The sequence below is a fragment of the Streptomyces flavofungini genome, assembly GCF_014650815.1.
In the GTDB taxonomy this organism is placed as follows: Bacteria; Actinomycetota; Actinomycetes; order Streptomycetales; family Streptomycetaceae; genus Streptomyces; species Streptomyces flavofungini.
Window position 1 is genome coordinate 432,015 of record NZ_BMVR01000006.1, and the last position, 23,595, is coordinate 455,609.

21 protein-coding genes and 1 riboswitch are annotated in these 23,595 nt (G+C 73.5%); of the genes, 9 read left to right on the forward strand and 12 right to left on the reverse strand.

Annotation, left to right across the window (positions count from 1 at the left end; translation table 11 throughout):
- Positions 1–48: 48 nt before the first annotated feature.
- From IE274_RS18395 to IE274_RS18410, 4 genes are all read right to left on the reverse strand, one after another.
- Positions 49–537, reverse strand: coding sequence for a DUF5304 domain-containing protein (locus IE274_RS18395; RefSeq protein WP_229909628.1), 489 nt, complete (start codon positions 535–537; stop codon positions 49–51).
- A gap of 69 nt (positions 538–606) precedes the next feature.
- Positions 607–1,779 carry an ArsA family ATPase gene (locus IE274_RS18400; RefSeq protein ID WP_190116869.1) on the reverse strand — a complete coding sequence of 391 codons (1,173 nt, stop codon included), beginning with the start codon at positions 1,777–1,779 and terminating at the stop codon, positions 607–609.
- Positions 1,780–1,903: 124 nt separating this feature from the next.
- Positions 1,904–2,347 carry an SRPBCC family protein gene (locus IE274_RS18405; protein ID WP_190116870.1) on the reverse strand — a complete coding sequence of 148 codons (444 nt, stop codon included), beginning with the start codon at positions 2,345–2,347 and terminating at the stop codon, positions 1,904–1,906.
- Positions 2,348–2,429: 82 nt separating this feature from the next.
- Positions 2,430–3,206, reverse strand: coding sequence for a metallophosphoesterase family protein (locus tag IE274_RS18410; protein WP_190116871.1), 777 nt, complete (start codon positions 3,204–3,206; stop codon positions 2,430–2,432).
- A 327-nt stretch (positions 3,207–3,533) separates the two neighbouring features.
- On the opposite strand from IE274_RS18410, the gene IE274_RS18415 reads away from it, so the two are divergent.
- On the forward strand, positions 3,534–5,330 hold the full coding sequence (locus IE274_RS18415) for an AMP-dependent synthetase/ligase (protein WP_190116872.1): 1,797 nt from the start codon (positions 3,534–3,536) through the stop codon (positions 5,328–5,330).
- 200 nt (positions 5,331–5,530) lie between these two features.
- Here IE274_RS18415 and IE274_RS18420 read toward each other — a convergent pair whose 3' ends face one another.
- Complete coding sequence (locus IE274_RS18420) at positions 5,531–6,673, reverse strand: glycosyltransferase family 4 protein (RefSeq protein ID WP_190116873.1); 1,143 nt, start codon at positions 6,671–6,673, stop codon at positions 5,531–5,533.
- Between the two features lie 129 nt (positions 6,674–6,802).
- Between IE274_RS18420 and IE274_RS18425 the strand changes: the two genes are divergently transcribed.
- Positions 6,803–8,221 carry a glycosyltransferase 87 family protein gene (locus IE274_RS18425; RefSeq protein WP_229909629.1) on the forward strand — a complete coding sequence of 473 codons (1,419 nt, stop codon included), beginning with the start codon at positions 6,803–6,805 and terminating at the stop codon, positions 8,219–8,221.
- A gap of 163 nt (positions 8,222–8,384) precedes the next feature.
- Here the strand turns inward: IE274_RS18425 and IE274_RS18430 are convergent, their stop codons facing one another.
- The 5 genes from IE274_RS18430 to IE274_RS18450 all read right to left on the reverse strand — a co-directional run bounded on the left by IE274_RS18430 (position 8,385) and on the right by IE274_RS18450 (position 14,002).
- Positions 8,385–9,542, reverse strand: a complete 1,158-nt coding sequence (locus IE274_RS18430) for a hypothetical protein (protein WP_190117057.1) — start codon at positions 9,540–9,542, stop codon at positions 8,385–8,387.
- Positions 9,543–9,720: 178 nt separating this feature from the next.
- On the reverse strand, positions 9,721–10,758 hold the full coding sequence (locus IE274_RS18435) for a C40 family peptidase (protein ID WP_190116874.1): 1,038 nt from the start codon (positions 10,756–10,758) through the stop codon (positions 9,721–9,723).
- 250 nt (positions 10,759–11,008) lie between these two features.
- Positions 11,009–12,061, reverse strand: a complete 1,053-nt coding sequence (locus tag IE274_RS18440; protein ID WP_190116875.1) for a C40 family peptidase — start codon at positions 12,059–12,061, stop codon at positions 11,009–11,011.
- 314 nt (positions 12,062–12,375) lie between these two features.
- Positions 12,376–13,725 (reverse strand): NYN domain-containing protein, encoded by a 1,350-nt coding sequence (locus tag IE274_RS18445; protein WP_190116876.1) that lies wholly within the window; start codon positions 13,723–13,725, stop codon positions 12,376–12,378.
- Between the two features lie 37 nt (positions 13,726–13,762).
- Positions 13,763–14,002 carry a hypothetical protein gene (locus IE274_RS18450; protein WP_190116877.1) on the reverse strand — a complete coding sequence of 80 codons (240 nt, stop codon included), beginning with the start codon at positions 14,000–14,002 and terminating at the stop codon, positions 13,763–13,765.
- Between the two features lie 134 nt (positions 14,003–14,136).
- Here IE274_RS18450 and IE274_RS18455 point away from each other — a divergent pair, with 134 nt between their 5' ends.
- From IE274_RS18455 to IE274_RS18485, 7 genes are all read left to right on the forward strand, one after another.
- On the forward strand, positions 14,137–14,868 hold the full coding sequence (locus IE274_RS18455; protein ID WP_190116878.1) for a rhomboid family intramembrane serine protease: 732 nt from the start codon (positions 14,137–14,139) through the stop codon (positions 14,866–14,868).
- Entirely contained in the window at positions 14,865–15,146 is a 282-nt protein-coding gene (locus tag IE274_RS18460) for an Lrp/AsnC family transcriptional regulator (RefSeq protein ID WP_190116879.1), read from the forward strand. The genes IE274_RS18455 and IE274_RS18460 overlap by 4 nt, the downstream gene beginning before the upstream one ends.
- Before the next feature lie 109 nt (positions 15,147–15,255).
- Positions 15,256–15,606, forward strand: coding sequence for a small secreted hydrophilic protein (locus IE274_RS18465; protein ID WP_190116880.1), 351 nt, complete (start codon positions 15,256–15,258; stop codon positions 15,604–15,606).
- A gap of 82 nt (positions 15,607–15,688) precedes the next feature.
- Positions 15,689–17,059, forward strand: coding sequence for a sensor histidine kinase (locus IE274_RS18470; RefSeq protein ID WP_190117058.1), 1,371 nt, complete (start codon positions 15,689–15,691; stop codon positions 17,057–17,059).
- 28 nt (positions 17,060–17,087) lie between these two features.
- Positions 17,088–17,750, forward strand: coding sequence for a response regulator transcription factor (locus IE274_RS18475; protein WP_190116881.1), 663 nt, complete (start codon positions 17,088–17,090; stop codon positions 17,748–17,750).
- A gap of 89 nt (positions 17,751–17,839) precedes the next feature.
- Entirely contained in the window at positions 17,840–19,255 is a 1,416-nt protein-coding gene (locus IE274_RS18480; protein WP_190116882.1) for an SLC13 family permease, read from the forward strand.
- 45 nt (positions 19,256–19,300) lie between these two features.
- Positions 19,301–20,533, forward strand: a complete 1,233-nt coding sequence (locus IE274_RS18485; protein WP_190116883.1) for a glycerate kinase family protein — start codon at positions 19,301–19,303, stop codon at positions 20,531–20,533.
- Here the strand turns inward: IE274_RS18485 and IE274_RS18490 are convergent.
- The gene (locus tag IE274_RS18490; protein WP_190116884.1) at positions 20,452–21,894 is read right to left on the reverse strand and encodes an aminotransferase class V-fold PLP-dependent enzyme; all 1,443 of its coding nucleotides are present in this window, start codon (positions 21,892–21,894) and stop codon (positions 20,452–20,454) included. The two genes, IE274_RS18485 and IE274_RS18490, sit on opposite strands and share 82 nt — an antisense overlap.
- A 162-nt stretch (positions 21,895–22,056) precedes the next feature.
- Positions 22,057–22,174, reverse strand: a riboswitch (SAM riboswitch).
- Between the two features lie 207 nt (positions 22,175–22,381).
- Positions 22,382–23,446: an anthranilate phosphoribosyltransferase gene (gene trpD, locus IE274_RS18495; protein WP_190116885.1), complete on the reverse strand. Its 1,065-nt coding sequence runs from the start codon at positions 23,444–23,446 to the stop codon at positions 22,382–22,384.
- Between the last annotated feature and the right edge of the window lie 149 nt (positions 23,447–23,595).

Below are 23,595 nucleotides of genomic sequence, written 5' to 3' on the forward strand. Positions count from 1 at the left end.
CCCTCAGTTCGATCGAGCCCCGCTACGGCCCACCGTACCCGAGGGGGGTCAGTCCAGATCGATGTGTTCCCCAGGTCCGGGGCCCTCGTCGCGGCGATCCGAACCGTCCGGGGCGCCGGTGGCGGTGTCATCGCGCGTCCAGCGGGCCTCCTGACCGGTGACCGCGCTGCGGTAGGCGGCGAGCAGCTCGGCGCCGGCCGCCGCGAGGTGGTCGAAGACGTCGGGGTTGCGCTCGATGACCGGCTCCACGGCGGCCTTCGCCTGCCGGACGACCTGCTGCACCGTCTCCTGCACGGCGCCCTGGGCGACCGCGCCGAGCAGCGGCGACTGCAGCCCCGAGAGCTTGTCGGAGACGGCGTCGACGAGCTTGCGCAGCTCCTCGGCGGCGGAGCCGGGCGGCGGCCCGTACTGGGCGCGGCGGCGGGCCTTCTCCGCCGCGAGGTCCTCGGCGCAGGCCGTGGACCACGCGTCGGCGTCGGCGGGGGCGGGCTCGGGGCGCTCCGGCTCGGACGCGTCGCGCTCGATGGCATCGCTCATGACGGGCTGACTCCTGCGCAGGGCCGACGAATTCGTACTCTCGACGTTACCCGAATGGCGGCAGGCCGTTCACCGGGTCCGGGGCCACAGGTCCGGGTCCGGCGCGAAGCGGATCCGCAGGGTGGCGGCGCGCAGGGCGGCGCCGGTGACGGTGCAGCGGCGCAGCGCGGAGGGCAGCGGAACGATCCGCCGGAACGGTCCCACGGTGACGACGAGTTCGTCGCCGCGCCGGACCAGGTCCAGGTCCTCGCGTACGGCGCCGGGCAGCGGGATGGACCAGAGCAGCAGTTCGTCCGTGGCGAGCGCGTCGGTGACGGGCCAGTCGACGGGGTCCGGGGCCGGGCCGGGGGCGGGTGCGCCGAGGGCGGAGAGGTCGTCGGTGCCGCGGGGGTCCTGGCCGAGGTGGGGGATCTCGTGGGTGCGGTACGTGTGCGTCCACTCGCCGAGCGTCTTGTGCTGCTGGGCGTGGAGGGCGGCGAGCCAGGAGGCCGCGCCGGGGTCCTGGGGTGCGGGCAGGACGCGGTTGGCGAGGAGGGCGTCGAGGGTCAGGCCGTGCAGGGCGAGGCCGGTGGCGGTGCGGGCCACGGCGTCGGCGCCGGCCGGGCCCGGCTCGGCGACCAGGCGGACGCTGGTCCCCGGGGCCTCGATCACCGCCTGCGCGGCGGCCAGCGTCCCGTCCCAGCGGTCCGCCGCCTCGTAGAGCGATCCGGCGGGCAGCGGGACGCCCGCGAGGCGGCCGAGCATCGGGCGCAGGGCGCGGGCCGCGCGGCGCTCCGGGGGCAGCAACCGGCGGAGGTAGCGGCGCAGTTGGGCGGGCAGGGCGAGGAGCGCGAGGGCGCGCGGGGCGGCGGGGAGGTCGACGACGACCGTGTCGTACGACTCCGGGGCCGCGCGCAGGGCGCCCAGGAGGGCGAGGTCCTCCGCGCCCGGGAGCGGGGTCAGCTCCTCGTCGTCGAGGCGGTCGGCGCCGAGGAGGTCCAGGGCGGCGCCCGCGTGCTCCTGGAGGGCGAGGAGGCCCGCGCGGAAGCCGGGGTCCGGGTTCGGGCGCACGGCCGTCAGGCCCGGGGCGACCTCCTTCGGGCGGGGGCCCGTGGGGGTGCCGAGGGCTGCGCCCAGGGTGTCTGCGCGGTCGGCCGACAGGAGCAGGGTGCGGGCGCCCTCGCGGGCGGCGGTGAGGGCTGTGGCGGCCGCGAGGGTGGTGCGGCCGGCTCCGCCGGGGCCGGTGAGGAGGAGGGTGCGCATACGGTCGCACTTTACGGTGACCGTCGGACCGGGGCTGTGCCCACCCTTCCCCAGGCTCTCGACTCGTTCGAGCAGGGGGTGCCCCTTCCGCCCGCCGGGCGGCCCGGCCGTGCGCAGCGGGAAACTACTGCTGCGGCTTGGTCTCCACGCGCTTCTTCAAGCCCGCCAGGGCGCGGTCGATGATGACCTTCTCCGCCTTGCGCTTGATCATGCCGAGCATGGGGATCTTGACGTCGACGGTCAGTTGGTAGGTGACCTCGGTGCCGGTGCCCGTGGACTTCAGGAGGTAGGAGCCGTCCAGGGAGCGCAGCATCTGGGACTTGACGAGGGTCCAGGAGACCTCGTGCTCACCGCCCCAGGTGTACGCGAGGGTCTGGTCGTCCTTGATCGCCCCGGCGTCCATGACGAGCCGGACCTGCTCGGCGCGGCCGGCGTCGTCGGTCTGAAGGACCTGCGCCTCCTTGACCTCGCCGGTCCACTCCGGATAGCGGGCGAAGTCGGCGATCACGTCCATGACGTCGGCCGGTGCCGCCTCGATCGTGATGCTCGAGCTGGTGTATTCCGCCATCGCGGTGGCTCCTCCAGATGCGGTCCGGTGCGGGCGCTTGTGCCTGCCCGCTGAAGGCTACCGCGCACGCGACCTGCGACGGTCACCCAGTCCACTCCATCGCCCAGGGCCGCCCGGACCCCGCGAAGTGCCCGACGTTCACGCACTCCGTCGACCCGACCCGCATCCGGCTGACGAGCGGCTGGTGCACATGGCCGAAGAGCGCGTACCTCGGCCGGGTGCGCCGGATCGCGTCGAGCAGCGCGCGGCTGCCGCGCTCGAAGCGGCGCGCCACCGTGTCGTACACGAGGTCGGGCACCTCCGGCGGGATGTGGGTGCACAGCACGTCGACCTCGCCGACGGCCTCGATCTTGGCGGCGTACTCCTCGTCGCTGATCTCGTAGGGCGTGCGCATCGGGGTCTTGAGGCCGCCGCCGACGAAGCCGAAGACGCGGCCGCCGATCTCCACGCGCTCGCCGTCGAGGACGGTCGTGCCGGGACCGGCGTATTCGCGCCAGAGCTGCGGCATGTCGACATTGCCGTAGGTGGCGTACGTAGGGGTGGGGAAGGCGGCGAACAGCTCGGCGTACTGCTTGCGGACCGCCTGCTCCACGGCCGGGCCGCGGTCGAGGCCCGCCCACAGCGAGGCGCCGAAGGCGCGGGCCTCCTCGAAGCGGCGGGCGGTGCGCAGCTCCACGAGGCGGGTGGCGTTCTCGGCGCCGAACAGATCGGGGAAGATGCCGCGCGCGTGGTTCGCGTAGTCGAGGAAGAGGACCAGGTCACCCAGGCAGATCAAGGCGTCGGCGCCGTCGCCCGCGCGGGCCAGGTCTTCGGCGTTGCCGTGCACGTCACTGACCACATGGACCCGGAAACCTCGCATGCCGGTCACCTTAGGACGGCGGGGGCGCGGCGGACCAGGGCGGGGTGCCCGGGCGGCGGACCTGCGGTTACTTCCGAGTCAAGAAGAGCGTGGCGTACTGTGCGGTTCAGACCATAACGTCGTGTGACGCACGGAACATCTGGCCCGGCCCCCCTACCGAACCAGCCATACCGGTGGGTAACGTCCGGGCAGTCCAGTAGTGCTCAGCCCCTCAACGAAACACCGAGGACCCCCCGAACCCCCCGACTGAGCACCTGCCCGACCTTGGACCGCACCGTCGCATCGCACAACGTCGTGGCGTCGGCGCCCTATGTAGGAGCAGCAGTCTTGCGCGAGTTCAGCCTTCCGGCCCTGTACGAGGTCCCCGCGGACGGCAATCTGACCGACATCGTCCGCAGAAACGCCGCGCAGCACCCGGATGTGGCGGTCATCGGCCGCAAGGTGAACGGCAGTTGGCAGGACGTCACGGCCACGGCGTTCCTGGCCGAGGTGCGGGCCGCCGCGAAGGGCCTGATCGCGGCGGGCGTGCGACCCGGCGACCGGGTCGGCCTGATGTCCCGTACGCGCTACGAGTGGACGCTGTTCGACTTCGCGATCTGGAGCGCGGGCGCGGTCTCGGTACCGGTGTACGAGACCAGCTCGGCCGAGCAGATCCAGTGGATCCTCGGCGACTCCGGCGCGGTGGCCTGCGTCGTGGAGACCGACGGTCACGCCGAGGCCGTCGAGTCCGTGCGCGACCGGCTGCCGGCGCTGGCCCACATCTGGCAGATCGACCGGGGCGGCGTCGAGGAGCTGAACCGGGCGGGCGCCGAGGTCCCCGACGAGACCGTCGAGGAGCGCGGCGCCGTCGCGGGCGCCGACGACCCGGCGACCATCGTCTACACCTCGGGCACGACGGGCCGCCCCAAGGGCTGCGTCCTCACCCACCGCAGCTTCTTCGCCGAGTGCGGCAACGTGGTGGAGCGCCTGAAACCGCTGTTCCGCACCGGCGAGTGCTCGGTGCTCCTCTTCCTGCCCGTCGCGCACGTCTTCGGCCGCCTGGTGGAGGTGGCCGCGCTCATGGCCCCCATCAAGCTCGGCCACGCGCCCGACATCAAGCACCTCACCGACGAACTCGCCGCGTTCCGGCCCACGTTGATCCTCGGCGTGCCGCGCGTCTTCGAGAAGGTCTACAACGCGGCGCGCGCCAAGGCGCAGGCCGACGGCAAGGGCAAGATCTTCGACAAGGCCGCCGACACGGCGATCGCCTACAGCCGCGCCCTCGACTCCGTCGGCGGGCCCTCGATCGGCCTGCGCGTCAAGCACAAGGTCTTCGACAAGCTGGTCTTCAGCAAGCTGCGCGCCGTCCTCGGCGGGCGCGGCGAGTACGCCATCTCCGGCGGCGCCCCGCTCGGCGAGCGCCTCGGCCACTTCTTCCGCGGCATCGGCTTCACCGTCCTGGAGGGCTACGGCCTCACCGAGTCCTGCGCCGCCACCGCCTTCAACCCCTGGGACCGGCAGAAGATCGGCACCGTCGGGCAGCCGCTGCCCGGCTCCGTCGTCCGCATCGCCGACGACGGCGAGGTCCTGCTCCACGGCGAGCACCTGTTCTCCCACTACTGGAACAACGAGGCCGCCACCGAGGAAGCCCTCGCCGACGGGTGGTTCCACACCGGGGACATCGGCACCCTCGACGAGGACGGGTACCTGCGGATCACCGGCCGCAAGAAGGAGATCATCGTGACGGCCGGCGGCAAGAACGTCGCCCCCGCCGTCATCGAGGACCGCATCCGGGCGCACGCGCTCGTCGCCGAGTGCATGGTCGTCGGGGACGGGCGGCCGTTCGTCGGCGCGCTCGTCACCATCGACGAGGAGTTCCTCGGGCGGTGGGCGGCCGAGCACGGCAAGCCCGCCGGGGTCACCGCCGCCTCCCTGCGGGAGGACGCCGACCTCATCGCCGCGGTGCAGCAGGCCGTCGACGACGGCAACGCGGCGGTCTCCAAGGCCGAGTCCGTCCGCAAGTTCCGTGTCCTGCCCGCCCAGTTCACCGAGGAGTCGGGGCATCTCACGCCGTCGCTGAAGCTGAAGCGGAACGTGGTCGCGAAGGATTACGCGGACGAGATCGAGGCGCTTTACCGGGGCTGAGGTCGGGGGCCCTGCGGGGCTTTCCCCCGTCCCGCCCCTTCCCGAAACCGGGGGCTGCGCCCCCAGGACCCCGCTGTCGGCGCTTCGCGCCTCGCCCTCAAACTCCCCCAAGCTCTCAAGGAGCAGGGGGGACCCCCACAACGGGCTGAGAAGGTGCGGGCAAGTGTCAGCCCCTCCGGCGTGGGGCGCCCCGCGAAGGGCTACAGCAGCTCCCGCAGCCTCTCCGCCAGCAGGTCCCAGCGCCACCGCTCCTCGACCCACCGCCGCCCCCGCTCCCCCATCCGCTCCCGCAACTCCGCATCACCGAGCAGCGCGAGGATCCGGTCAGCGGAATCCTCGGGGGAACCGCCCCGCACGACCCACCCGGTCTCCCCGTCGAGGACGGCGTCCGGCGCCCCGCCGGAGTCCCCGGCGACGACGGGCAACCCGGTGGCGGAGGCCTCCAGGTAGACAATGCCGAGGCCCTCGACGTCGAGCCCCCCGCGCCGCGTACGGCAGGGCATGGCGAAGACGTCCCCGGCGCCGTAGTGGGCGGGGAGCTCGGCCCACGGCACGGCCCCGGTGAAGACGACGGAGTCCGCGACCCGCGTCTCGGCGGCGAGCCGCCGCAACTCCTTCTCGTAGGGCCCGCCCCCCACGATCAACAGCACCGCGTCCGGCTCCCGAGCCAGAATCCGCGGCATGGCGAGGATCAAGGTGTCCTGCCCCTTGCGCGGCACGAGCCGCGAGACGCACACGACGACCGGCCGGTCGGTGAGCCCGAGCCGCGCCCGCACCGCGTCGCCCCCGGAGCCGCGGTGGAAGGTCTTCTCGTCGACCCCGGGCGGCAGTTGGACCATGCGCCCGGCCGCGGCGGGGCTGAGCGCGGCGGCGATCCGGGAGCGGGTGTACTCACCGAGATAGGTGACCGTGTCCGTCGACTCCCCGATCCGGCGCAGGAGTTGCCGGGAGGCGGGCAACTGCGCCCACCCGGCCTCGTGCCCGTGCGTGGTCGCGACAAGCCGCCGCGCCCCGGCCCGCCGCAGCGCGGGCCCCATCAGGCCGAGCGGTGCGGCCGCCCCGAACCACACGGACGTACAGCCGTGTTCCCGGAGCAGCGAGACCGCCCGGCGGGTGACGCGGGGCGTGGGGAGCAACATCGTCGTGGGGTCGCGGACGACCTGGAAGGGCTGTTCGGCGTCGAAGGCCGCGGTGGCCTCGGCGCCCTCACGGCCGCGCTTCCAGGTGGAGGCGTAGACGACGATCTGTGCGGGGTCCAGGCGCAGCGCCATGTTGTGCAGGAACGCCTGGATGCCACCGGGCCGGGGCGGGAAGTCGTTCGTGACGATCAGGGTCTTGTGCATCGCCGCCGACAGTACCGGCCGCGCGCCCGCCCGCGCCGCACGGCCCCGCCTCGCCCGCCCGTGCCGCACCACCCGGCATCATGACTTCCCGAAACCCACTTAAACGTCTCAAAAGCGGGCGAGGTAGACATGACGGGCACGGGACAGACGGGGACCACGCGGGCCCTCTCGCCAGCGGCCGAGCCCGGGACCACCGGACTCGGGACCACCGGACTCGGGGCCACCTCCGCCGGGACGGCCGAGCCCGAGGCCACCCAGGCCAGGCCCGATCCCAAGGCCGCCGGACTGCTCGACGGACTCACCGGGGCCGACAGGGCTGAGCGGGCCGAGAAGGCCACCGCCGCCGAACTGCTGCGCCTCCTCGCCCTCTGGGCCCCCACCCGCGCCCTGCTTCTCCTCTGCGTCTTCCACGTCATCGTCATCCCCGGCCCCGACGTCACCAACGACGTCGCGTTCATCTACCAGGGCTGGTACGAGGTGCTGCGCACCGGCACGTTCCCGCTCGACGACGTCACCTGGCAGTACCCGCCCGCCGCCGCCCTCGCGATCCTCGGCCCGGGCATGCTGCCGTTCCTCGGCTACCCCGCCGCCTTCTTCCTGCTGGCCTTCGTGGCCGACGCGGTGGTGACGGGGCTGCTCGTGTACGCGGCCGGGCGGCCCGGCAGGACACTGCGGGGGGCCTGGGTGTGGACGGCGGGGGTCGCCCTGCTCGGGCCCACCGCGTACGCCCGCTACGACCTGATGGTGACCGCCGTCGCCGTCGCCGCGCTGCTCGCCGGGGCGCGCAGGGCGCACACGGCGGGGGTGCTCGCCGGGTTCGGGGCGGTGGTGAAGGTGTGGCCGGTGCTGCTGCTCGTCGGAGCGCCGCGGGGGCGGGCGGCCCGGCGTTCGTGGGGTGCCGCGGTCCTCACGGCGGGTGCCGTCACGTCGGCGTTCGTGGTCGCGATGCCGGGGGCGCTGGCGTTCCTGACGTTCCAGCGCGACCGGGGTACGGAGGTCGAGTCGCTCGGCGCCCTCGTCTTCCATGTGGCGCGCCACTTCGGCTGGTCGGGGGCGGTGCGGCTCAACTACGGCTCCGTGGAGTTCCTCGGGCCGTACGTCCCGCTGGTGAGCGGGGTGGCGCAGGCGCTGTCGGTGGCCGCTCTGGGGTGGCTGGTGCTGTGGCGGGTCCGGGCGCGGGTGTGGTCGGCCGCCACGCCTGCGGATGCGGCGTTCGCGGCGGTGCTGCTGTTCACCACGACCAGCCGGGTGATCAGTCCGCAGTACCTGGTCTGGCTGGTCGGGGTGGCCGCCGTGTGCCTGTCCTCGCGCGGCAGCCGGATGGTGCGGCCTGCCGTGCTCGTCCTCACGGCCGCCTTCGTGACGTTCCTGGAGTTTCCCGTGTGGTTCGGGCATGTGGTGGCGAGCGATGCGGTGGGCCTGGCGCTTCTTGTCGTACGCAACGGGTTGCTGGTCGCGGCGACGGTGCTGGCGTGCCGGGGGGTGTGGCGGGGGGCGGTGCCTCGCGGGGGCGCCCCGGTCCCGCCCCTCAAACGCCGGAGGGGCTGAAGTACAACAGCAGCACATATCCAGCCCGTCGTGGGGGTCCCCCTGCTCCTTAAGAGCTTGGGGGAGATTGAGGACGAGACGCGAAGCGCCGACAGCGGGGGTCCAGGGGGCGGCAGCCCCCGGTTTCGGAGAAGGGGCGGGACTTGGGCGCCCCCGCGAGGGCTCAGCCCAGCTGCTCCCGCACGTAGTCCCGCCACCGCCCCGTGAAGTCCTCCTCCGTCGTGCCGAGCACATCCCGCAGGGCCCCCTCGACCGCCCCGGCCCGCTGCCCCCGCGCACCCACGGCCGTGTAGAAGGCCCGCAGCTTCCCCTCCCCCCACTCCTCCGCGATCATCCGGCAGGCCAGCCACGCCCCCTCGTAGGCCCGTGCCAGTCCACCCGCGTCGCCGCTGAAGCCGAAGGCGTCGTCCTCGGGGAGGGCGGCGGGGAGGCGGCCGTCGACGACGGCGCGGCGGAGTTCGGGGGCGGCCTGGCGGGGGGTGCGGTCGGTGCCCCGGTAGCCGACCCAGTCGGCGAAGCCTTCGGAGAGCCAGAGGGGGGTGGCCCGGGAGGTCTGGGCGCGGGTGGCGACGTGGGTGGTCTCGTGGGTGAGGACGACTTGCTTGCCCAGGTCGCCGAGGACCCCGTACGCCTCGGGGTTGACGACGATCCGGTCGGCGGGCGTCCGGCCGGATCCGCCGGCCTCGCCGGTGGTGACGGCGGCGATCCCCTGGTAGCCGGAGGCGGGCGCGCCCAGGAGGTCCGCCATGCCGTCCAGGGACTTCGGTACGAGGACGACGACCTTGCCGGGCCAGTCCCCGCGCCAGGCGTCCCGCACGGCGGGCACGGCACGGTCGGCGAGTTCGGCGTACCGCCGCAACTCGGCGCGCTCGCGGCCGACGCCGAGGATGAGGCTGTGGGTGCCGCGCACGGCGTCGACGCGGCCCTGGTCCCAGAGTTGCTGGGCGGCATTCCGGGCGGGGCGTTCGGCGGTGACGTACCAGCGTCCGTCGCGCCGCTGGAGGGACAGGGTCCGCTCGGCGGTGAGGGGGGCGCGGTCGTAGCCCGCGACGCGGTAGCCGAGGTCGGCGGTGGCGGTGGCGCGGGTGCCGTCGCGCTCGAAGTCCTTGAGGTGGTACGTCCAGGATCTGAGGGGGACGTCGCGCAGCCGGTCGTAGGCGGCGGTGGGGCCGCCGGTGGCCCGGTAGGCGCGGGGGTCGCGCTCCAGGACGGCCTCGGCGCGCCGGTCGAGCAGCCGCCGTACGTCGGCGGGCGCGGCGTCCGCCGTGTCGTCGCGCCCGCAGCCCGCCAGCACGGCGGGGGCGAGCACCGCGAGACACATCCCCGTACCCGCCGCCCGCGCGCGCCGCCCACGCCCCTGCCCTCGACCAGCCACGTTCCCGATCGTACGGGGACACGGCGCCGCCGCCCGGCCCCGTGCGGGCGCCGGCACCGATCAGAGCCGCACCCCGGGCCCCGTACCGGCGATCAGACCCGCGCCCCCGCCCCCGTACCGCCCGTCAAACGCGCGTCACCGAGGACACCGGCATCATCCCCACCGGGTCGTACCGCACCGCCGCCCCGGGGTAGGGCGCGTGCACCACCTGGCCGTTGCCGACGTACATGCCGATGTGGCTGGCGTCGTCGCGGTAGGCGACGAGGTCGCCGGGTTGGGCCTGGCCGAGCGGGACCTGCCGGCCCGCGCCCGCCTGGGCCTGTGAGGTGCGGGGCAGGCCGACGCCGGCCTGGGCGTAGGACCACTGGGTCAGGCCCGAACAGTCGAACCCGGAGGGGCCGTTGGCGCCCCAGATGTACGGCTTGCCGACCGCCGAGCGGGCCGCGGCGATCGCGGCGGCCGCGCGGGCGGAGGCCGGGGCCCCGGCGCCCGCGAGGTCGGGCATGTCGGCCCGCCCGGAGCGCGAGGTCCTGCCGTCCCGCTCGCGTTCTTCCGCGGGCAGGGAGTTGAGGAGCTGGCGGGCCTTGGCGAGCTTGGTCTCGACGGTCCGCTTGTGGTGGGCGACGGTCTTGCGGCTCTCTTCGAGGTCGACCAGCTTGCGGGTGGCCTCGGAGCGTTCCTGGGCGAGTTCGCGCTGGGCCCGCTGGAGTTTGGTGAGTTCGCCGCTCTGCCGGGCACTGACGCGGCTCAGCGCCGAGGCCCGGTCCAGGTAGGCGTCCGGGTCGGAGGAGAGCATCAGGGCGAGCGCGGGGTCGATGCCGCCCGAGCGGTACTGGGCACCGGCGAGCGAACCGAGGGCGCCGCGCATGGCGTTGATGCGCTCCTGGCCGCGGGCGACCTTGTCCTTGGCCCGTTCGACCTGGTCGCGCAGTGTGTCCGCGCGCTCGTCCGCCTTGTTGTACGCCTCCGTTGCCTTCTCGGCCTGCTCGTAGAGGCGGTCCACCTTGGCCAAGGCGTCGGACCGCGGGTCCTGCGGGGCGGCGCCCGCGGGTGCCGCGGCCAGGGCCGCCGCGGCGGCCGCGGCGGACAGGACGGTGATGGTGGCGGTGCGTACGCACCGGTCGGGACCGGTGGGTGCTGCGGGACGGCGATGGGATCCCACGGGAAGCCGCTCTCCCTTCCGCTGGAACGGACCCCCGCGTGGCGGGGGACTGTCGGGTCTCCCCCGCACGGGGCGGGGGCCGCTCCCCGGTGTCGGGGAACGCGCGCGACAGTAGCGGCGCGATCACGTCGCGGCCAAAGACCCTGAGCGCCTACGCACAGTGACGCCCCGCCTCAGACGCAGGTCATCAGCGGGGCGCGGGGTCAGCGGAAGTTACCGGAATTCGCCCGATCGGACGGTGCGTCGGACGTCAGATGCGGACGCCGAACTGGAACGGCATGTTGTTGATCGACTCGTAGCGGACCACGGTGCCGGTGCGCGGCGCGTGCAGGACCTGGCCGTTGCCCGCGTAGAAGCCGACGTGGTGCAGGTCGCCGTAGAAGATCACGAGGTCGCCGACGCGCAGGTCGCTCTGCGAGGCGATGCGCGTGCCGTAGTTGGCCTGGGCCTGCGAGGTGCGCGGAATGTCCATGCCGGCCTGGGCGTAGGCCCAGGAGGTGAGGCCGGAGCAGTCGAAGGAGGAGGGGCCGGTCGCGCCGTAGACGTACGGCGAGCCGATCTTGCTCTGGGCGGCGGCGTACGCGGACGAGGCGCGGCCGGAACCCTTCGCGGGGGCGCCGCCCTTCGAGTCGGGCTTGTCGATGGCCTGGCGCTCGGAGTCGCGCGAGGCGCGGTCCTCCTTGGCCTTCAGGGCGGCCCGCTCGGCGGCGGACAGGGAGTTCAGGAGGCGCTGCGCCTCACCGAGCTTGCCCTGGACTTCCTTCTTCTTCTTGCCGAGTTCGGAGCGCGTGGTGGCGAGGTCGCCGAGCTTGTCCGCGGCTTCCTTGCGCTGCTGCGCGAGGGTGCGCTGCTTGGCCTGGATCTTCTTCAGGGCCTCGGCCTGCTTGCTGCTGAGCTGGTCGAGCGCGGAGGCCTTGTCGAGGAAGTTGTCCGGGTCGGAGGAGAGGAAGAGCTGCAGGGAGGGGTCGATGCCGCCGGAGCGGTACTGGGCGCTGGCGAGCGAACCGACGCCGCTGCGCAGGTCGTTGAGGTCGTCCTGACCGCGGGCGACCTTGTCCTGCAGGGTGTCGACCTGCTTCTCCAGCTTCTCCTGCTTCTCCTTGGCGCCGTTGAACTTCTCGGTCGCCTTCTCGGCCTCTTCGTAGAGCTTGTCGACCTTGGACTTGACCTCGTCCTTGCTCGGCTTCTCGTTCGGCGCGGCGTTCGCGGCCTGCGAGGTGAGTGCGACGGCGGCTGCGGCGGTCGCGGTGAGCACGGTCACACGGGCGCGGCCCGGCTGCTTCGGTCGACGGTGGGACGCCACGAAGGCGGCTCCTTCTTCCTCCAGCCGCCTGCCGGACCGGCGGGCGGGACCGCACGCTGCCACCCCTGGTGGGTGATCAACAGAGCGAGGGTACGAGGCGAGACCCTAGTGACCCTCCTGTGATCAGATCAAATCCTCATCGGAAAAAAGACGGTCGTCGAGCGTTTTCTTTACTGAGAATCGACGGGCGGTAGCGGTCACTTGACACAACGTCGCGCACGGCGAGCGCCCAATCCGGGCATAGGGAACAGGAGTTACGAGGACGTACGCAGCCACGCGAATGGGCGTTCCCGACTCCCCGGGAAAGGACCTGCTCAGCCCCGCGAGAGCCGCTTCAGCAGCACCACGGACGCGACCGGCCGCGCCCCCGCCTTGGCGATCCCGTCGGCCACCTCGCGGTCGGTGGACACGACGATGACGGGCCGCCCGGGCGGTTCGGCGCGGACGAGCTGACGGATCAGCTCGTCCGCCGTCACCCCGGCCTTCGAGAACAGCACGCGCACGCCGCGCGGCGGCGCGAGCAGCACCGGCGCGGCCAGCTCGGCCCCGTCGAAGACGCAGGTCACCTCAGCCCCGGTCTGCAGCGCGAGCTGAGAGAGGGAGCCTAGGAGGCGCAGCCGCTGCTTCTCCAGAGGCATCGTGGGATAGCCGGTCTTGGTCACGTTGTAGCCGTCCACGACCAGATGCGCCTGCGGCAGGGCGAGGAGTTGGTCGAGAATGGCCGGATCGTTCTCGGACAGGGCGCGGGCGGCGATGTCCTTCGGTGTCATCCGGCCGGGCTCGACGGCGTCGACGGTCTCGGCGGGCCGCACGGACACCGGCGGCAGGGCGAGTTCGCGGCGCAGCCCCTGGGTCGCTTCGAGCACGGTGTCGAGCAGGAGCCGTACCCGCATGTCCTCGACGCTGCGGCCCTCGCGCGCGGCCCTGCGGGTGGCCTCCAGGGCCGCCTCGGCCTCACCGAGGCGGGCCTTGAGGCGCCGCGCCTCGCTCTCGGCGGCGGACACCTGGGCCTGGCCCTCGGCGCGCGCGACGTCGGCCTCGGCGGCGGCCTTGCGCAGGGCGGCCTCGCCGCGCTTGATGTCGCTGAGCGCGCCGCGCAGCTTGCGGTGCGCGGCGTCGGCCTCGCGCCTCGCCGCGTCCAGCTCGGTGCGCAGGCGTTCGGTCTCGGCCTTGGTGTGGGTGCGGGCGGCGGCCAGTTCGGCGCGCAGCCGCTCCAGTTCGGCCCGGGTCTCCTCGTCGGCCCGTTCGGCGTCGGCGCGCTGGGCCTCCTCGCCCGCGGCGGTGACCAGCTTCACCCAGCCGAGCGGGCGCAGCACGTACGCGGCCGCCGCCACGTCCAACGGGTCGGCGGCGGGCGGCGGGGTGCCGGCGTCGAGGGCCTCGGCCAGCTCGGGCTGGGCCTCGCGCAGGCGTTCGCCGATGCGCTGGCGGAACAGGGGGTCGCCCTCCAGGGCCGCGGCCATGGCGTTGGCCGCGAACTTCACCCGCCTGCTCGGGGTGAAGCGCGCGTACTGGCGCAGCTGGGGTGGCAGTTCGGCCACCGTGAGGCCGCCGAAACCGTCCGACACGATCTGCACGACCGCCCGCCGCACGCCGTCGGGCAGCGGACGGTCGAGCACCTCAGCGGCGCCGTCCTCCGGCGTTCCGCCCGCGCTCTCCACCATCGGTCACCCCACTAGCTGTGCGGGGCCCGCTCCCGTTTCAGGAGCCGGCCCCGGGCCTGTCCACGAGTTCCACCTGGTCCACCGCGTTGCACCAGCGGCAGCGGACCGACTCGATGGTCTCACTGACCACCTCGCGTTCCTCGACCTTCGGCTCTCCGGCCAGGTCGAGGTGCACATATTCGACGACCTTCGAGGACCGGGTCACGTCGAAGCGGGTGAGGTTGCCGCAGAGGGCGCAGCGCCATCGGGTGGCGTCGGTCGGCAGGGGAACCGTCATCGTGACGTTCGCTTTCCTTCGGGAACCGTGGTGCGTATTGCCCGTAACCCTAAGGCCTGCGTAAGGGGCTCCGTACGCACATGGGTGGGCGAGGCGATCTGTGGAGATCACCGCCGTTACGTCATGCTCTGTCCATGATCACTGCGTGGGTCCCGGCCGCCGGCCGGATGGTGAGGCGGCAGGCGGCTCCAGTGACGTACGCGCTGATCGCCGCGTGCTGTCTGATCTTCCTGATGTCCCCGGGATCCGGCCTCAACCCCGGCTACGGCACCGGCGACGAGCTGATCGCCGCGCAGCGGGCCTATTTCGAACGCTGGGGCGTCGTACCCGTCGAACTCCTCAGCGGGAAACCGCGGGCCGCCCTCACCTCCGTGACGGCCCTGTTCGTGCACGGCAGCTGGCTGCATCTGCTCGGCAACATGCTCTTTCTGTACGTGTTCGGGGTGATGGTCGAGGAACGCATGGGGCACCTCCAGTACGCGCTCTTCTACCTCGGCTGCGGCGCCCTCGCCCTGCTCGCCTACGCGATCGCGCACGCGGACTCCGGCCAGACCCTGGTCGGCGCCTCGGGGGCGATCTCCGCCGCGCTCGGCGCCTTTCTGTATCTCTTCCCGAAGGCGCGGGTCACCAGCCTCTTCCCGTTCCTGTTCTTCCTGCCGCTGCGGTTTCCGGCGTGGGTGGTGCTGCCGTTCTGGGTGGCGCTGCAGTGGGCGGCGGCGGGGCAGGAGAGGCAGGGACCGGGGGTGGCGTATCTGGCGCACCTGGTGGGCTTTTCGTTGGGGTTTGTCTACGCCTGGGGGCGGCGTCGGGGGCCAAGTAGAGTGAAAGCCTCTGGAACGGCCACCGAGGGAGACAGCCAGCCGTGATCACCGCGATCGTGCTCATCAAGACCAGCGTGGACCGGATCCCCGAGATCGCCGAGTCGATCGCCGCCCTCGACTGCGTCAGCGAGGTCTTCTCCGTCACCGGCGGCTACGACCTGATCGCCATGGTCCGGGTGGCCCGCCACGACGACCTGGCGGACGTCATCCCGGGCAGGATCAGCAAGATCCCCGGCGTGGAGGGCACGGACACGCACGTGGCGTTCCGGACGTACTCGCAGCACGACCTGGAAGCCGCGTTCGCGATCGGCCTGGATTCGTAGCGGATCCGGGAGCGCGGCCGGAGCACTCGCGCCCCCGCCGCCCCCGGATGAAGGATTCTTCATCTGCGGCTCATGCTGACGACGCGGTACGCCACGCACCATCGCCGCCATGGTCTTCTCCCATCGCATCGCGGCCCTGGCTGCCGTCGTGGCGATTCCGCTGGGCATCGCCGTGACGAGCTACGCCCTCACCGACAACCCGTCGTCGCCCAAGGTGCCGCCCAAGGTCGAACTGGACAGCGGCTCCCCGTCCACCGCGCCGACGAAACCGCAGCCCACCCCCAGCGACCAGGTGGTCTCGCCGCCCCCGGTCGGCGAGAACTCCACGGACGGCGCGGACGAGCGGGGCGACTCGGGTGACGATGACGACGACAACACCGGATCCCACACCCCCGGATCGACCGGCAAGCCCGGCTCCTCCGGGGACGACGACGCGGACGACGGACCCGGCGACGACTGATCCGGCGCCGACGGCCGAGCCGACCGGGGCCGCGCGCCGCCTCTCCGCACGCGTCCGCATCCTGCTGTGGCTGCTCCTGGTGATGGCGGTCGCGCTCGCCGCGGTCGCCGCCACCACCCGCTCGATCCTGCTGCGCGACGTCGACCACCGCGTCGACCGGCTGCTCACCCAGGAGGCCGGCGAGTTCACCAACTTCGTGGACCAGGGCGTCGATCCGGCCACCGGCGAGCGCTTCACCGACCCGCGCCGCCTGCTCGAGGTCTTCCTTGAGCGGCAGTACGCGGACCCCGACGAGGAGCTGATCGGGCTCGTCCGCCGCGAGGGCCAGGGCCCGGCCCAGCTCACCCAGCCCCGGGAGCTCTCGGTGCGCCACCCGCTGCACCGCGACCCGGCCGCCCGGCGCGCCATCTTCGCGGCGAGCGGCTCCACGGGCACCCTGGACCGCCGCTCCGGCGAACTGCGCTGGGCCAAGGTCGAGGTGGCCCGGCACGGCGACGAGCCGGAGGCGGCGTTCGTCGTCGCCTTCCACCCGAGGGCCGAACAGGCCAAGGCGAACGACGTGTTCCGCATCCTCCTGGCCATCTCCGGGGTCGCGCTGGTCCTGACGACGGGCATCGCGTGGGCGGTCGCCGGGCGCATCCTGAAACCCGTACGCCTCGTGCGCACCGCCGCCGCCCAGCTCACCGAGCAGGACCTGACCCGGCGCATCCCCGTGCACGGCAAGGACGACATCGCCGCGCTCGCCGACACGTTCAACGGCATGCTGGACCGCCTGGAGCGGGCGTTCGCGGCGCAGCGCGAGTTCGTCGACGACGCCGGGCACGAGCTGCGCACCCCCATCACCATCGTCCGCGGCCACCTGGAGCTGATGGGTGGTGCCACAGAGAGCGCAGCCGAGCGCGAGGAGACCGTCCGCCTGGTCACCGACGAGCTGGACCGCATGAGCCGCATCGTCGAGGACCTGCTGCTCCTCGCCAAGGCCGAGCGCCCGGACTTCATCAGGCCGGAGCCGGTGCAGCTCGCCGAGCTGACCGCCGACGTGTTCGTGAAGGCCCGCGCCCTCGGCGAGCGCCGCTGGGAGCTGGCCGAGGTCGCCGACAGCGAGGCCCGGCTCGACCCGCAGCGCATCACCCAGGCGATGGTCCAGCTCGCCCAGAACGCCGTGCAGCACACCGTGCCCGGCGGGCGCGTCCGCGTCGGCTCGCGCCTCACCGACGGCCGGATCGAGCTGTACGTCGCCGACAGCGGCCCCGGCGTCCAGGCACAGGACGCCGAGGTCATCTTCGAACGCTTCCGGCGCGGCACGTCCCGGCGCGGGGCCCGGACCAGCGGCGCGGGGCTCGGGCTGTCGATCGTCCGCGCGATCGCCCGCGGCCACCGCGGCGAGGTCCTGCTGCGCCCCACCGACGGCGGCGGCGCCACATTCGTACTCGTACTGGAGGGCCAGACATGAGCCGTGCGGCGAGCACCGGAGGCCGGGCATGAACCGGGTCCTGATCGTGGAGGACGAGGAGCGCATCGCCTCCTTCGTCGACAAGGGACTGCGTGCCAACGGCTTCACGACGACGATCGTGGGCGACGGCGACGCGGCCTGCGACTACGCCCTCACCGGCGGCTTCGACCTGATCCTCCTGGACATCGGGCTGCCGGGCCGGGACGGCTTCACCGTGCTCCGGGAGCTGCGCGAGGCGCGGGTGTCGGCGCCGGTGATCGTGCTGACGGCGCGGGACTCCGTGCGGGACACCGTGGCGGGGCTCGAAGGCGGCGCCGACGACTGGATGACGAAGCCGTTCCGGTTCGAGGAGCTGCTCGCGCGGGTGCGCCTGCGGCTGCGCACGGCGGCCCGGGCGCCCGAGGTGACCGTGTTGCGCAGCGGCGAGGTGACGCTCGACCTGCGGACGCGCCGGGCCCGTTCGGGCGAGCGGACGGTGGACCTGACGGCGCGTGAGTTCGTGCTCCTGGAGCTGTTCCTGCGCCATCCCGGGCAGGTGCTGTCACGGGAGCAGATCCTGTCCCACGTGTGGGGGTACGACTTCGACCCGGGGTCGAACATCGTGGACGTGTACGTGCGGGCGCTGCGCAAGAAGCTGGGGGCGGAGCGGGTGGAGACGGTGCGGGGCATGGGGTACCGGCTGCCCGGGTGACCACGGGAGCCGGTCGGCGGGGGCGCCGGTGAAGTTCCTTTCATCTTCGGCTCATTGGAGGCTCACGGCGCGCCGGAACGCTGAGTGCCGTGACCCTGACCCTGCGGCAAACGATCCTGCTCTGCCTGGCGCTGAGCCTGTGCGCGCTCCTCGTCGTCCCCGGCAACTTCCCCGGCCTGAGCGGTGACGCCCGCCTCACCCTCGCCGTCTTCGCCCTGGCCACCTGCGCCTGGATCGGCACGCCGATCGACGACACGTACATCGCGCTCGGCGCCGGGCTCGCCCTCACCGCCACCGGCGTGATCAGCAGCGACACCCTCTTCGGGACCCTCGGCGACGAGACGGTGTGGCTGCTGATCTGCGCGTTCGTGCTCGCCGCCGCCGTGGCGCGCAGCGGGCTCGCGGGCCGGGCGGCGGCGTTCCTGGTCAGCGGGGCACGCAGCGTGCGCCAGCTGACGCACCTGACGACCGCCGCCCTCGTGGTCACGGCGTTCGCGGTGCCCGCCACCTCCGGCCGGGCCGCGCTCGCCCTGCCCGTCTTCCTCGCGCTCGCCAAGGTCCTGGCCGACCGCAAGCGGCTTGTCGTGATGCTGGCGCTGCTGTTCCCGACCGTGATCCTGCTGTCCGCCGTCGCGACCCTGATCGGCGCGGGCGCGCATCTGATCACGGTGTCGGTGCTGTGGGAGTCCACCGGCGAACGCATCGGCTTCACCCAGTGGTTGCTGCTCGGCCTGCCGCTGGCCATAGCGTCCTCGCACCTGGCGGCCGAGGCCGTGCTGTGGACGACGACCCGCCGCGCCGACCGCGAGGGCCCGGTCCACATCACCGCCGAGCAGATCCAGGAGCACAGCGACCACCCCGTCACCGGCCCCTGGGAGCCCGCCGAGACGCGCTGCGCCCTGCTCCTGGCCACCGTCGTCGCCCTGTGGTGCAGCGAGCCCCTGCACCAGGTGCCGCCCGCCGTGGTCGCGTTGATCGGCGCGGTCGTCGCGTCCTCGCCCGCGCTCGGCACCGTACGCCTGAAGGACGCGCTGAAGACCGTGCCGTGGTCGCTGCTGCTCTTCATGGCGGCGACGATGGCGATGGGCGTGGCGCTCGCCGACTCGGGCGCGGCGAAGTGGCTGGTGTCGGGGCTTCCCGTCGACCTGCCGCCCGGCCTGTTCCTGGCCGCCGTCATCGCGATCAGCACGGCGGCGCACCTGGTGCTCCAGTCCCGCTCGGCCCGCTCGTCCGTGCTGGTGCCGCTGGTGGTCGCGGCGGCCGTGGGCGCGGGCGTGAATCCGGTCGCGGCGGCGCTCGCGTCCACGGCGGCCGCCGGTTTCTGCCACACGCTGCCCGCGTCCGCGAAGCCGGTGACGCTCTTCGCCGAGATACCCGGCACGCCCACCTACACCCCGCGCGACCTGCTGCGCCTGTCCGCCGTCCTGGCTCCCCTGACGGCCGCCCTGGTCCTGCTGTTCGCGCTCGCGGTGTGGCCGCTGCTCGGCGTGCCCGTCGTCCGCTGAGCCCCACCTTCCTGCCACTCGCCCGCCACTTCAAGGAGTACGTCCATGCCCCTCACCCGTTTCGCCGTCGCGCCCAGCGGCTTCAAGGAGTCCCTGTCCGCCCAGTCCGTGGCGGAGGCCATCGCCGACGGGGTGCGGCGCGTCGTACCGGACGCGGAGGTCGACCTGATCCCGCTGGTCGACGGCGGCGAGGGCACCGCACAGGCGCTGGCCGCCGCTTCCGGGGGCCGCCTGGTGGCGCTGCCCGCGACGGGCCCCGTGGGCGAGCGCATCGGCACCCACTTCGCGCTCCTCGGCTCCGGCACCGCCGTCGTGGAGATGGCCGCGGCGGCGGGCCTCAGCCTGGTCCCGCGGGACCTGCGCGACCCGGGCGCCACCACCACGTACGGCGTGGGCGAGCTGATCCGCGCCGCCCTCGACACCGGCGCCCGCCGCATCCTGGTGGGCTGCGGCGACTCGGGCACCTCGGACGGGGGCGCCGGGGCGCTGCAGGCCCTGGGCGCCCGGCTCCTGGACGAGGACGGCTGGGAACTGCCGCACGGCGGCCGGGAGCTGATGCGGCTGCACCACATCGACACGACCGGCCTCGACCCGCGCCTCGCGCACACCGAGCTGCTCGTCGCCTGCAACCCGCACAACGTCCTGTGCGGCGAGCGCGGCGTGGCCCGCGTCTTCGGCCCGCAGAAGGGCGCGACACCCACACAGGTCGAGCAGTTGGCGGCGGGCCTGGAGCACTGGGCGTACGTCCTGACCCGCGACCTGAACGTCGGCACCGACCTCTACGGCGGCATCGGCACCGGCGCCTCCGGCGGCCTCGGCGCCGGGCTCGCCGCCATCGGCGCCCAGCTCCTGCCCCGCTTCGACGTGCTCCTCGACCACCTGGACCTGGACGCCCGGCTGGCCCGCGCCGACCTGGTCGTCACCGCCGAGGGCGCCCTGGACCACCAGACGCCGCGCGGCAAGGTCCCGGCCGAGGTGGCCCGGCGGGCCAAGCGGTTCGGGCGGCCGGTCCTGGTCCTCGCGGGCACCATCGGGGACGGGGCGCACGCGGTGCGGGAGCTGGGCGTGGACGCCTACAGCGCGATCCTGCCCGCCCCGGTGTCGCTCCCGGAGGCGCTGAGCCGGGGCGGCGAGTTCCTGACGGACGCGACGGAACGCGCCCTGCGCATGATCGTCCTGGGGTCCCGGCTGCGGCGTCAGGCCGCGGTGGCGCCCGCGGCGGCGGTGTCGGTGCCGGTGCCGGTGTCCGGCACGCAACGCCCGTCCTCGGTGCGGTAGTTCCAGCGGGCGCCGTCGGTCACCAGCTCGCGGACGGCGCGCACGAAGCGCTCCACGTGCTCGTCGGGGGTGCCCGCGCCGAAGCTCACCCGGATCGCGTTCAGGGACCGCTCGCCGGGCGCGGCCTCCGGGGCGCCGCACTCGCCGGGCTCGTCGGGGGCGCCGCCGAGCAGGGTGCGCACGAGCGGGTGGGCGCAGAAGAGGCCGTCGCGGACCCCGATGCCGTACTCGGCGGACAGGGCGGCCGCGAAGTGCGAGCTGTTCCAGCCGTCCACGACGAACGAGATGACGCCCACGCGCGGCGCGTCGTCCCCGAACAGGGACAGCACCCGCACCTCCGGCACCGCCGCGAGCCCCGCGCGGACCGTGTCGATCAGGTGCCGCTCCCGCTCCACGAGCGCGTCGAACCCGGCCTCGGTCAGGGCCTTGCAGGCGGAGGCGATGGAGTACGCGCCGATGACGTTGGGCGAACCGGCCTCGTGCCGGGCGGCGGTGTCGTGCCACTCGACGTCCACTCCCCCGTCGGCGCGCCGCGCGACCTTCCGCGAGGCGCCGCCACCGGCGAGGTACGGCTCGGCGCCCTGCAGCCAGTCGGCCCGCCCGGCGAGCACGCCGCAGCCGAAGGGCGCGTACAGCTTGTGCCCGGAGAAGGCGATCCAGTCGACGTCCAACTCCCGTACGTCGACGGGGTGGTGGGGCGCGAGCTGGGCGGCGTCGAGGACGATGCGGGCGCCGTGCGCGTGCGCGGCGGCGGCCAGCTCGCGCACCGGCCACAGCTCACCGGTGACGTTCGAGGCGCCGGTGACGCACACCAGGGCGGGGCCGTAGGGGTCGCGGTCGGCGAGGGCGCGCTCCAGGGTGTGGACGGCCTGCTGGGGGGTGCGCGGGGCGTCGAGGTAGGTGACGCGGGCGTCGCGCCAGGGCAGCAGGGACGCGTGGTGCTCGGTCTCGAACACGAACACCTGGCAGTCGGCGGGGAGCGCGGCGGCGAGCAGGTTCAGCGAGTCGGTGGTCGACCGCGTGAACACCACCTGGTCGCCTTCCCGGCAGCCCAGGAACTCGGCGACGGTCTTCCGCGCGTTCTCGAACAGGTCGGTCGACAGCTGCGACAGGTACCCGGCGCCGCGGTGCACGCTCCCGTAGTACGGCGCGTACGCGGCCACGTCGTCCCACACCCGCTGCAGGGCCGGGGCGCTGGCGGCGTAGTCGAGCGCGGCGTAGGTCACCTCGCCGCCGGTGACGAGGGGGACGGTGACGTCACGGCCGAGGACGGGGAGGGGGGCGGCACAGCAGGGGTCGGCGGAGTCGGTGGGCTCGGCGGACCGGGCGGCGGACGCGGTGGCAGCAGGGGTGGCAGACATGGCGAACTCCCGTAAGAGGCAGGCGAGATCACTGGGCCGGACGTCGGTCGACGGCTCAGGAAAGGTGAAATGGGTACGCGGAAAAGGGGCGTTGACGCCCTATCGCATTCGCTTGCTCACGAGACTGCTCCCTTGAGGACCAGGACCCCAGGGTTCAGAAGGGGTCCGCGCTTGCGGCGAACCTTGCTGTCCACCGCCTGGTCTTCACCCGGGGCACCCCGCCACGGACGGAGGGTTGCCGGACAGCGGGCCGGGGCCGTAGTCGCTGTCACTCATGACCTGCGCAGCATCCTGCCACACGATCTTGGGTGCGCAACACCGCAGTCCAGAATCCGGACTGCGACGTACACCACACGCCCCGTAAGGGGCGCGGGGAGCTGCGCGACCGGCCACGAAAACGCCGCAGACGCGTCTGCTCAGTACTCGGCAGACGCGTCTGCGGCCGTTCGCGCGCCATGCGCGCGGTGCCCCGCGCCCCGTACGGGGCTCAGCTGTTGCTGGCCGCCACCCAGCGCGCCAGCGCGGCCTTCGCCGCGCCCGAGTCGATCGCCTCGGCCGCCTTCGCCATGCCCGCCCGGATCCGGTCCGCGAGGGGGCCCTCGCCCGGCTCCAGGGCGACCAGGGCCGCGGCCGCGTTGAGGAGCACCGCCTCCCGCACGGGCCCGCTCTCGCCGTCGAGGAGCCGCCGTGCGACCTCCGCGTTGTACGAGGCGTCGGCGCCCCGCAGCGCCTCGACCGGGACGAGGTCGACGCCGACGTCCCGCGGGTCGAAGGCCTCCTCGCGGACGCCCCCGTCCCGTACCACCCAGACCCGCGACGTGGCCGTCGTGGTCAGCTCGTCGAGCCCGTCGTCGCCGCGGAAGACGAGCGCCGAGGAGCCGCGCTCGGCGAGGACACCGGCGAGGATCGGCGCCATCCGGGCGTCGGCGACACCGGTGGCCTGCGCCCGCACCTTCGCGGGGTTGGTCAGCGGACCGAGGAAGTTGAAGGTGGTCCGGATGCCGAGCTCGCGCCGCGCGGGCGCCACGTGCCGCAGCGCGGGGTGGAACTTCACCGCGAAGCAGAAGGTGATCCCGGCCTCCTCGGCGACCTCCCGCACCCGTCTCGGGGTGAGCTCCAGGTTGACGCCGAGCTTCTCCAGGACGTCGGAGGCGCCGCTCGCGGAGGACGCGGCGCGGTTGCCGTGCTTGACGACCTTCGCGCCGGTCCCGGCGACGACGATCGCCGACATGGTGGAGATGTTCACGGTCTTGGCGCCGTCGCCGCCGGTGCCGACGATGTCGACGCTCGGCCCGGGCACGTCGATGACGTGGGCGTGCTCGTACATCGTGCGGACCAGGCCGGAGATCTCCTCGACGGTCTCGCCCTTGGCGCGCAGCGCCACCGCGAAACCCGCGATCTGCGCGTCCGTGGCCTCGCCGCGCATGATGCGGTCCATGGCCCAGGCGGTGTCGTCGGCGCTCTGGTCGCGCCCGTCGAGCAGCCCGTTCAGTACGTCGGGCCAGGAACGGGCCGCCGCGGTGTCGCCTCCTGCGGGGGTCACAGCGCTCATGGCCGCTCCTGGGTTCGTAGACGATGGCACCCCGGCACAGGGGGTGACCACCACCCTATCCAGCCCCGGGGACGGCAAAGAGCCCCGTCCATGCTCTGGACGGGGCTCCTGCCGTGGCGACCCTCGGGTCAGCGCCTCGAAGCGCTCAG

What these genes read in the sequence shown, in the direction of transcription:
- IE274_RS18425 (WP_229909629.1), top strand. Translation starts at nt 6,803, where the DNA reads ATGACGGGCACGGGACAGACGGGGACCACGCGGGCCCTCTCGCCAGCG.
- IE274_RS18395 (WP_229909628.1), bottom strand. Translation starts at nt 537, where the DNA reads ATGAGCGATGCCATCGAGCGCGACGCGTCCGAGCCGGAGCGCCCCGAG.
- IE274_RS18420 (WP_190116873.1), bottom strand. Translation starts at nt 6,673, where the DNA reads ATGCACAAGACCCTGATCGTCACGAACGACTTCCCGCCCCGGCCCGGT.
- IE274_RS18445 (WP_190116876.1), bottom strand. Translation starts at nt 13,725, where the DNA reads ATGGTGGAGAGCGCGGGCGGAACGCCGGAGGACGGCGCCGCTGAGGTG.
- IE274_RS18430 (WP_190117057.1), bottom strand. Translation starts at nt 9,542, where the DNA reads ATGTGTCTCGCGGTGCTCGCCCCCGCCGTGCTGGCGGGCTGCGGGCGC.
- IE274_RS18485 (WP_190116883.1), top strand. Translation starts at nt 19,301, where the DNA reads ATGCCCCTCACCCGTTTCGCCGTCGCGCCCAGCGGCTTCAAGGAGTCC.
- IE274_RS18475 (WP_190116881.1), top strand. Translation starts at nt 17,088, where the DNA reads ATGAACCGGGTCCTGATCGTGGAGGACGAGGAGCGCATCGCCTCCTTC.
- IE274_RS18450 (WP_190116877.1), bottom strand. Translation starts at nt 14,002, where the DNA reads ATGACGGTTCCCCTGCCGACCGACGCCACCCGATGGCGCTGCGCCCTC.
- IE274_RS18400 (WP_190116869.1), bottom strand. Translation starts at nt 1,779, where the DNA reads ATGCGCACCCTCCTCCTCACCGGCCCCGGCGGAGCCGGCCGCACCACC.
- IE274_RS18490 (WP_190116884.1), bottom strand. Translation starts at nt 21,894, where the DNA reads ATGTCTGCCACCCCTGCTGCCACCGCGTCCGCCGCCCGGTCCGCCGAG.
- trpD (WP_190116885.1), bottom strand. Translation starts at nt 23,446, where the DNA reads ATGAGCGCTGTGACCCCCGCAGGAGGCGACACCGCGGCGGCCCGTTCC.
- IE274_RS18405 (WP_190116870.1), bottom strand. Translation starts at nt 2,347, where the DNA reads ATGGCGGAATACACCAGCTCGAGCATCACGATCGAGGCGGCACCGGCC.
- IE274_RS18465 (WP_190116880.1), top strand. Translation starts at nt 15,256, where the DNA reads ATGGTCTTCTCCCATCGCATCGCGGCCCTGGCTGCCGTCGTGGCGATT.
- IE274_RS18410 (WP_190116871.1), bottom strand. Translation starts at nt 3,206, where the DNA reads ATGCGAGGTTTCCGGGTCCATGTGGTCAGTGACGTGCACGGCAACGCC.
- IE274_RS18470 (WP_190117058.1), top strand. Translation starts at nt 15,689, where the DNA reads ATGGCGGTCGCGCTCGCCGCGGTCGCCGCCACCACCCGCTCGATCCTG.
- IE274_RS18455 (WP_190116878.1), top strand. Translation starts at nt 14,137, where the DNA reads ATGATCACTGCGTGGGTCCCGGCCGCCGGCCGGATGGTGAGGCGGCAG.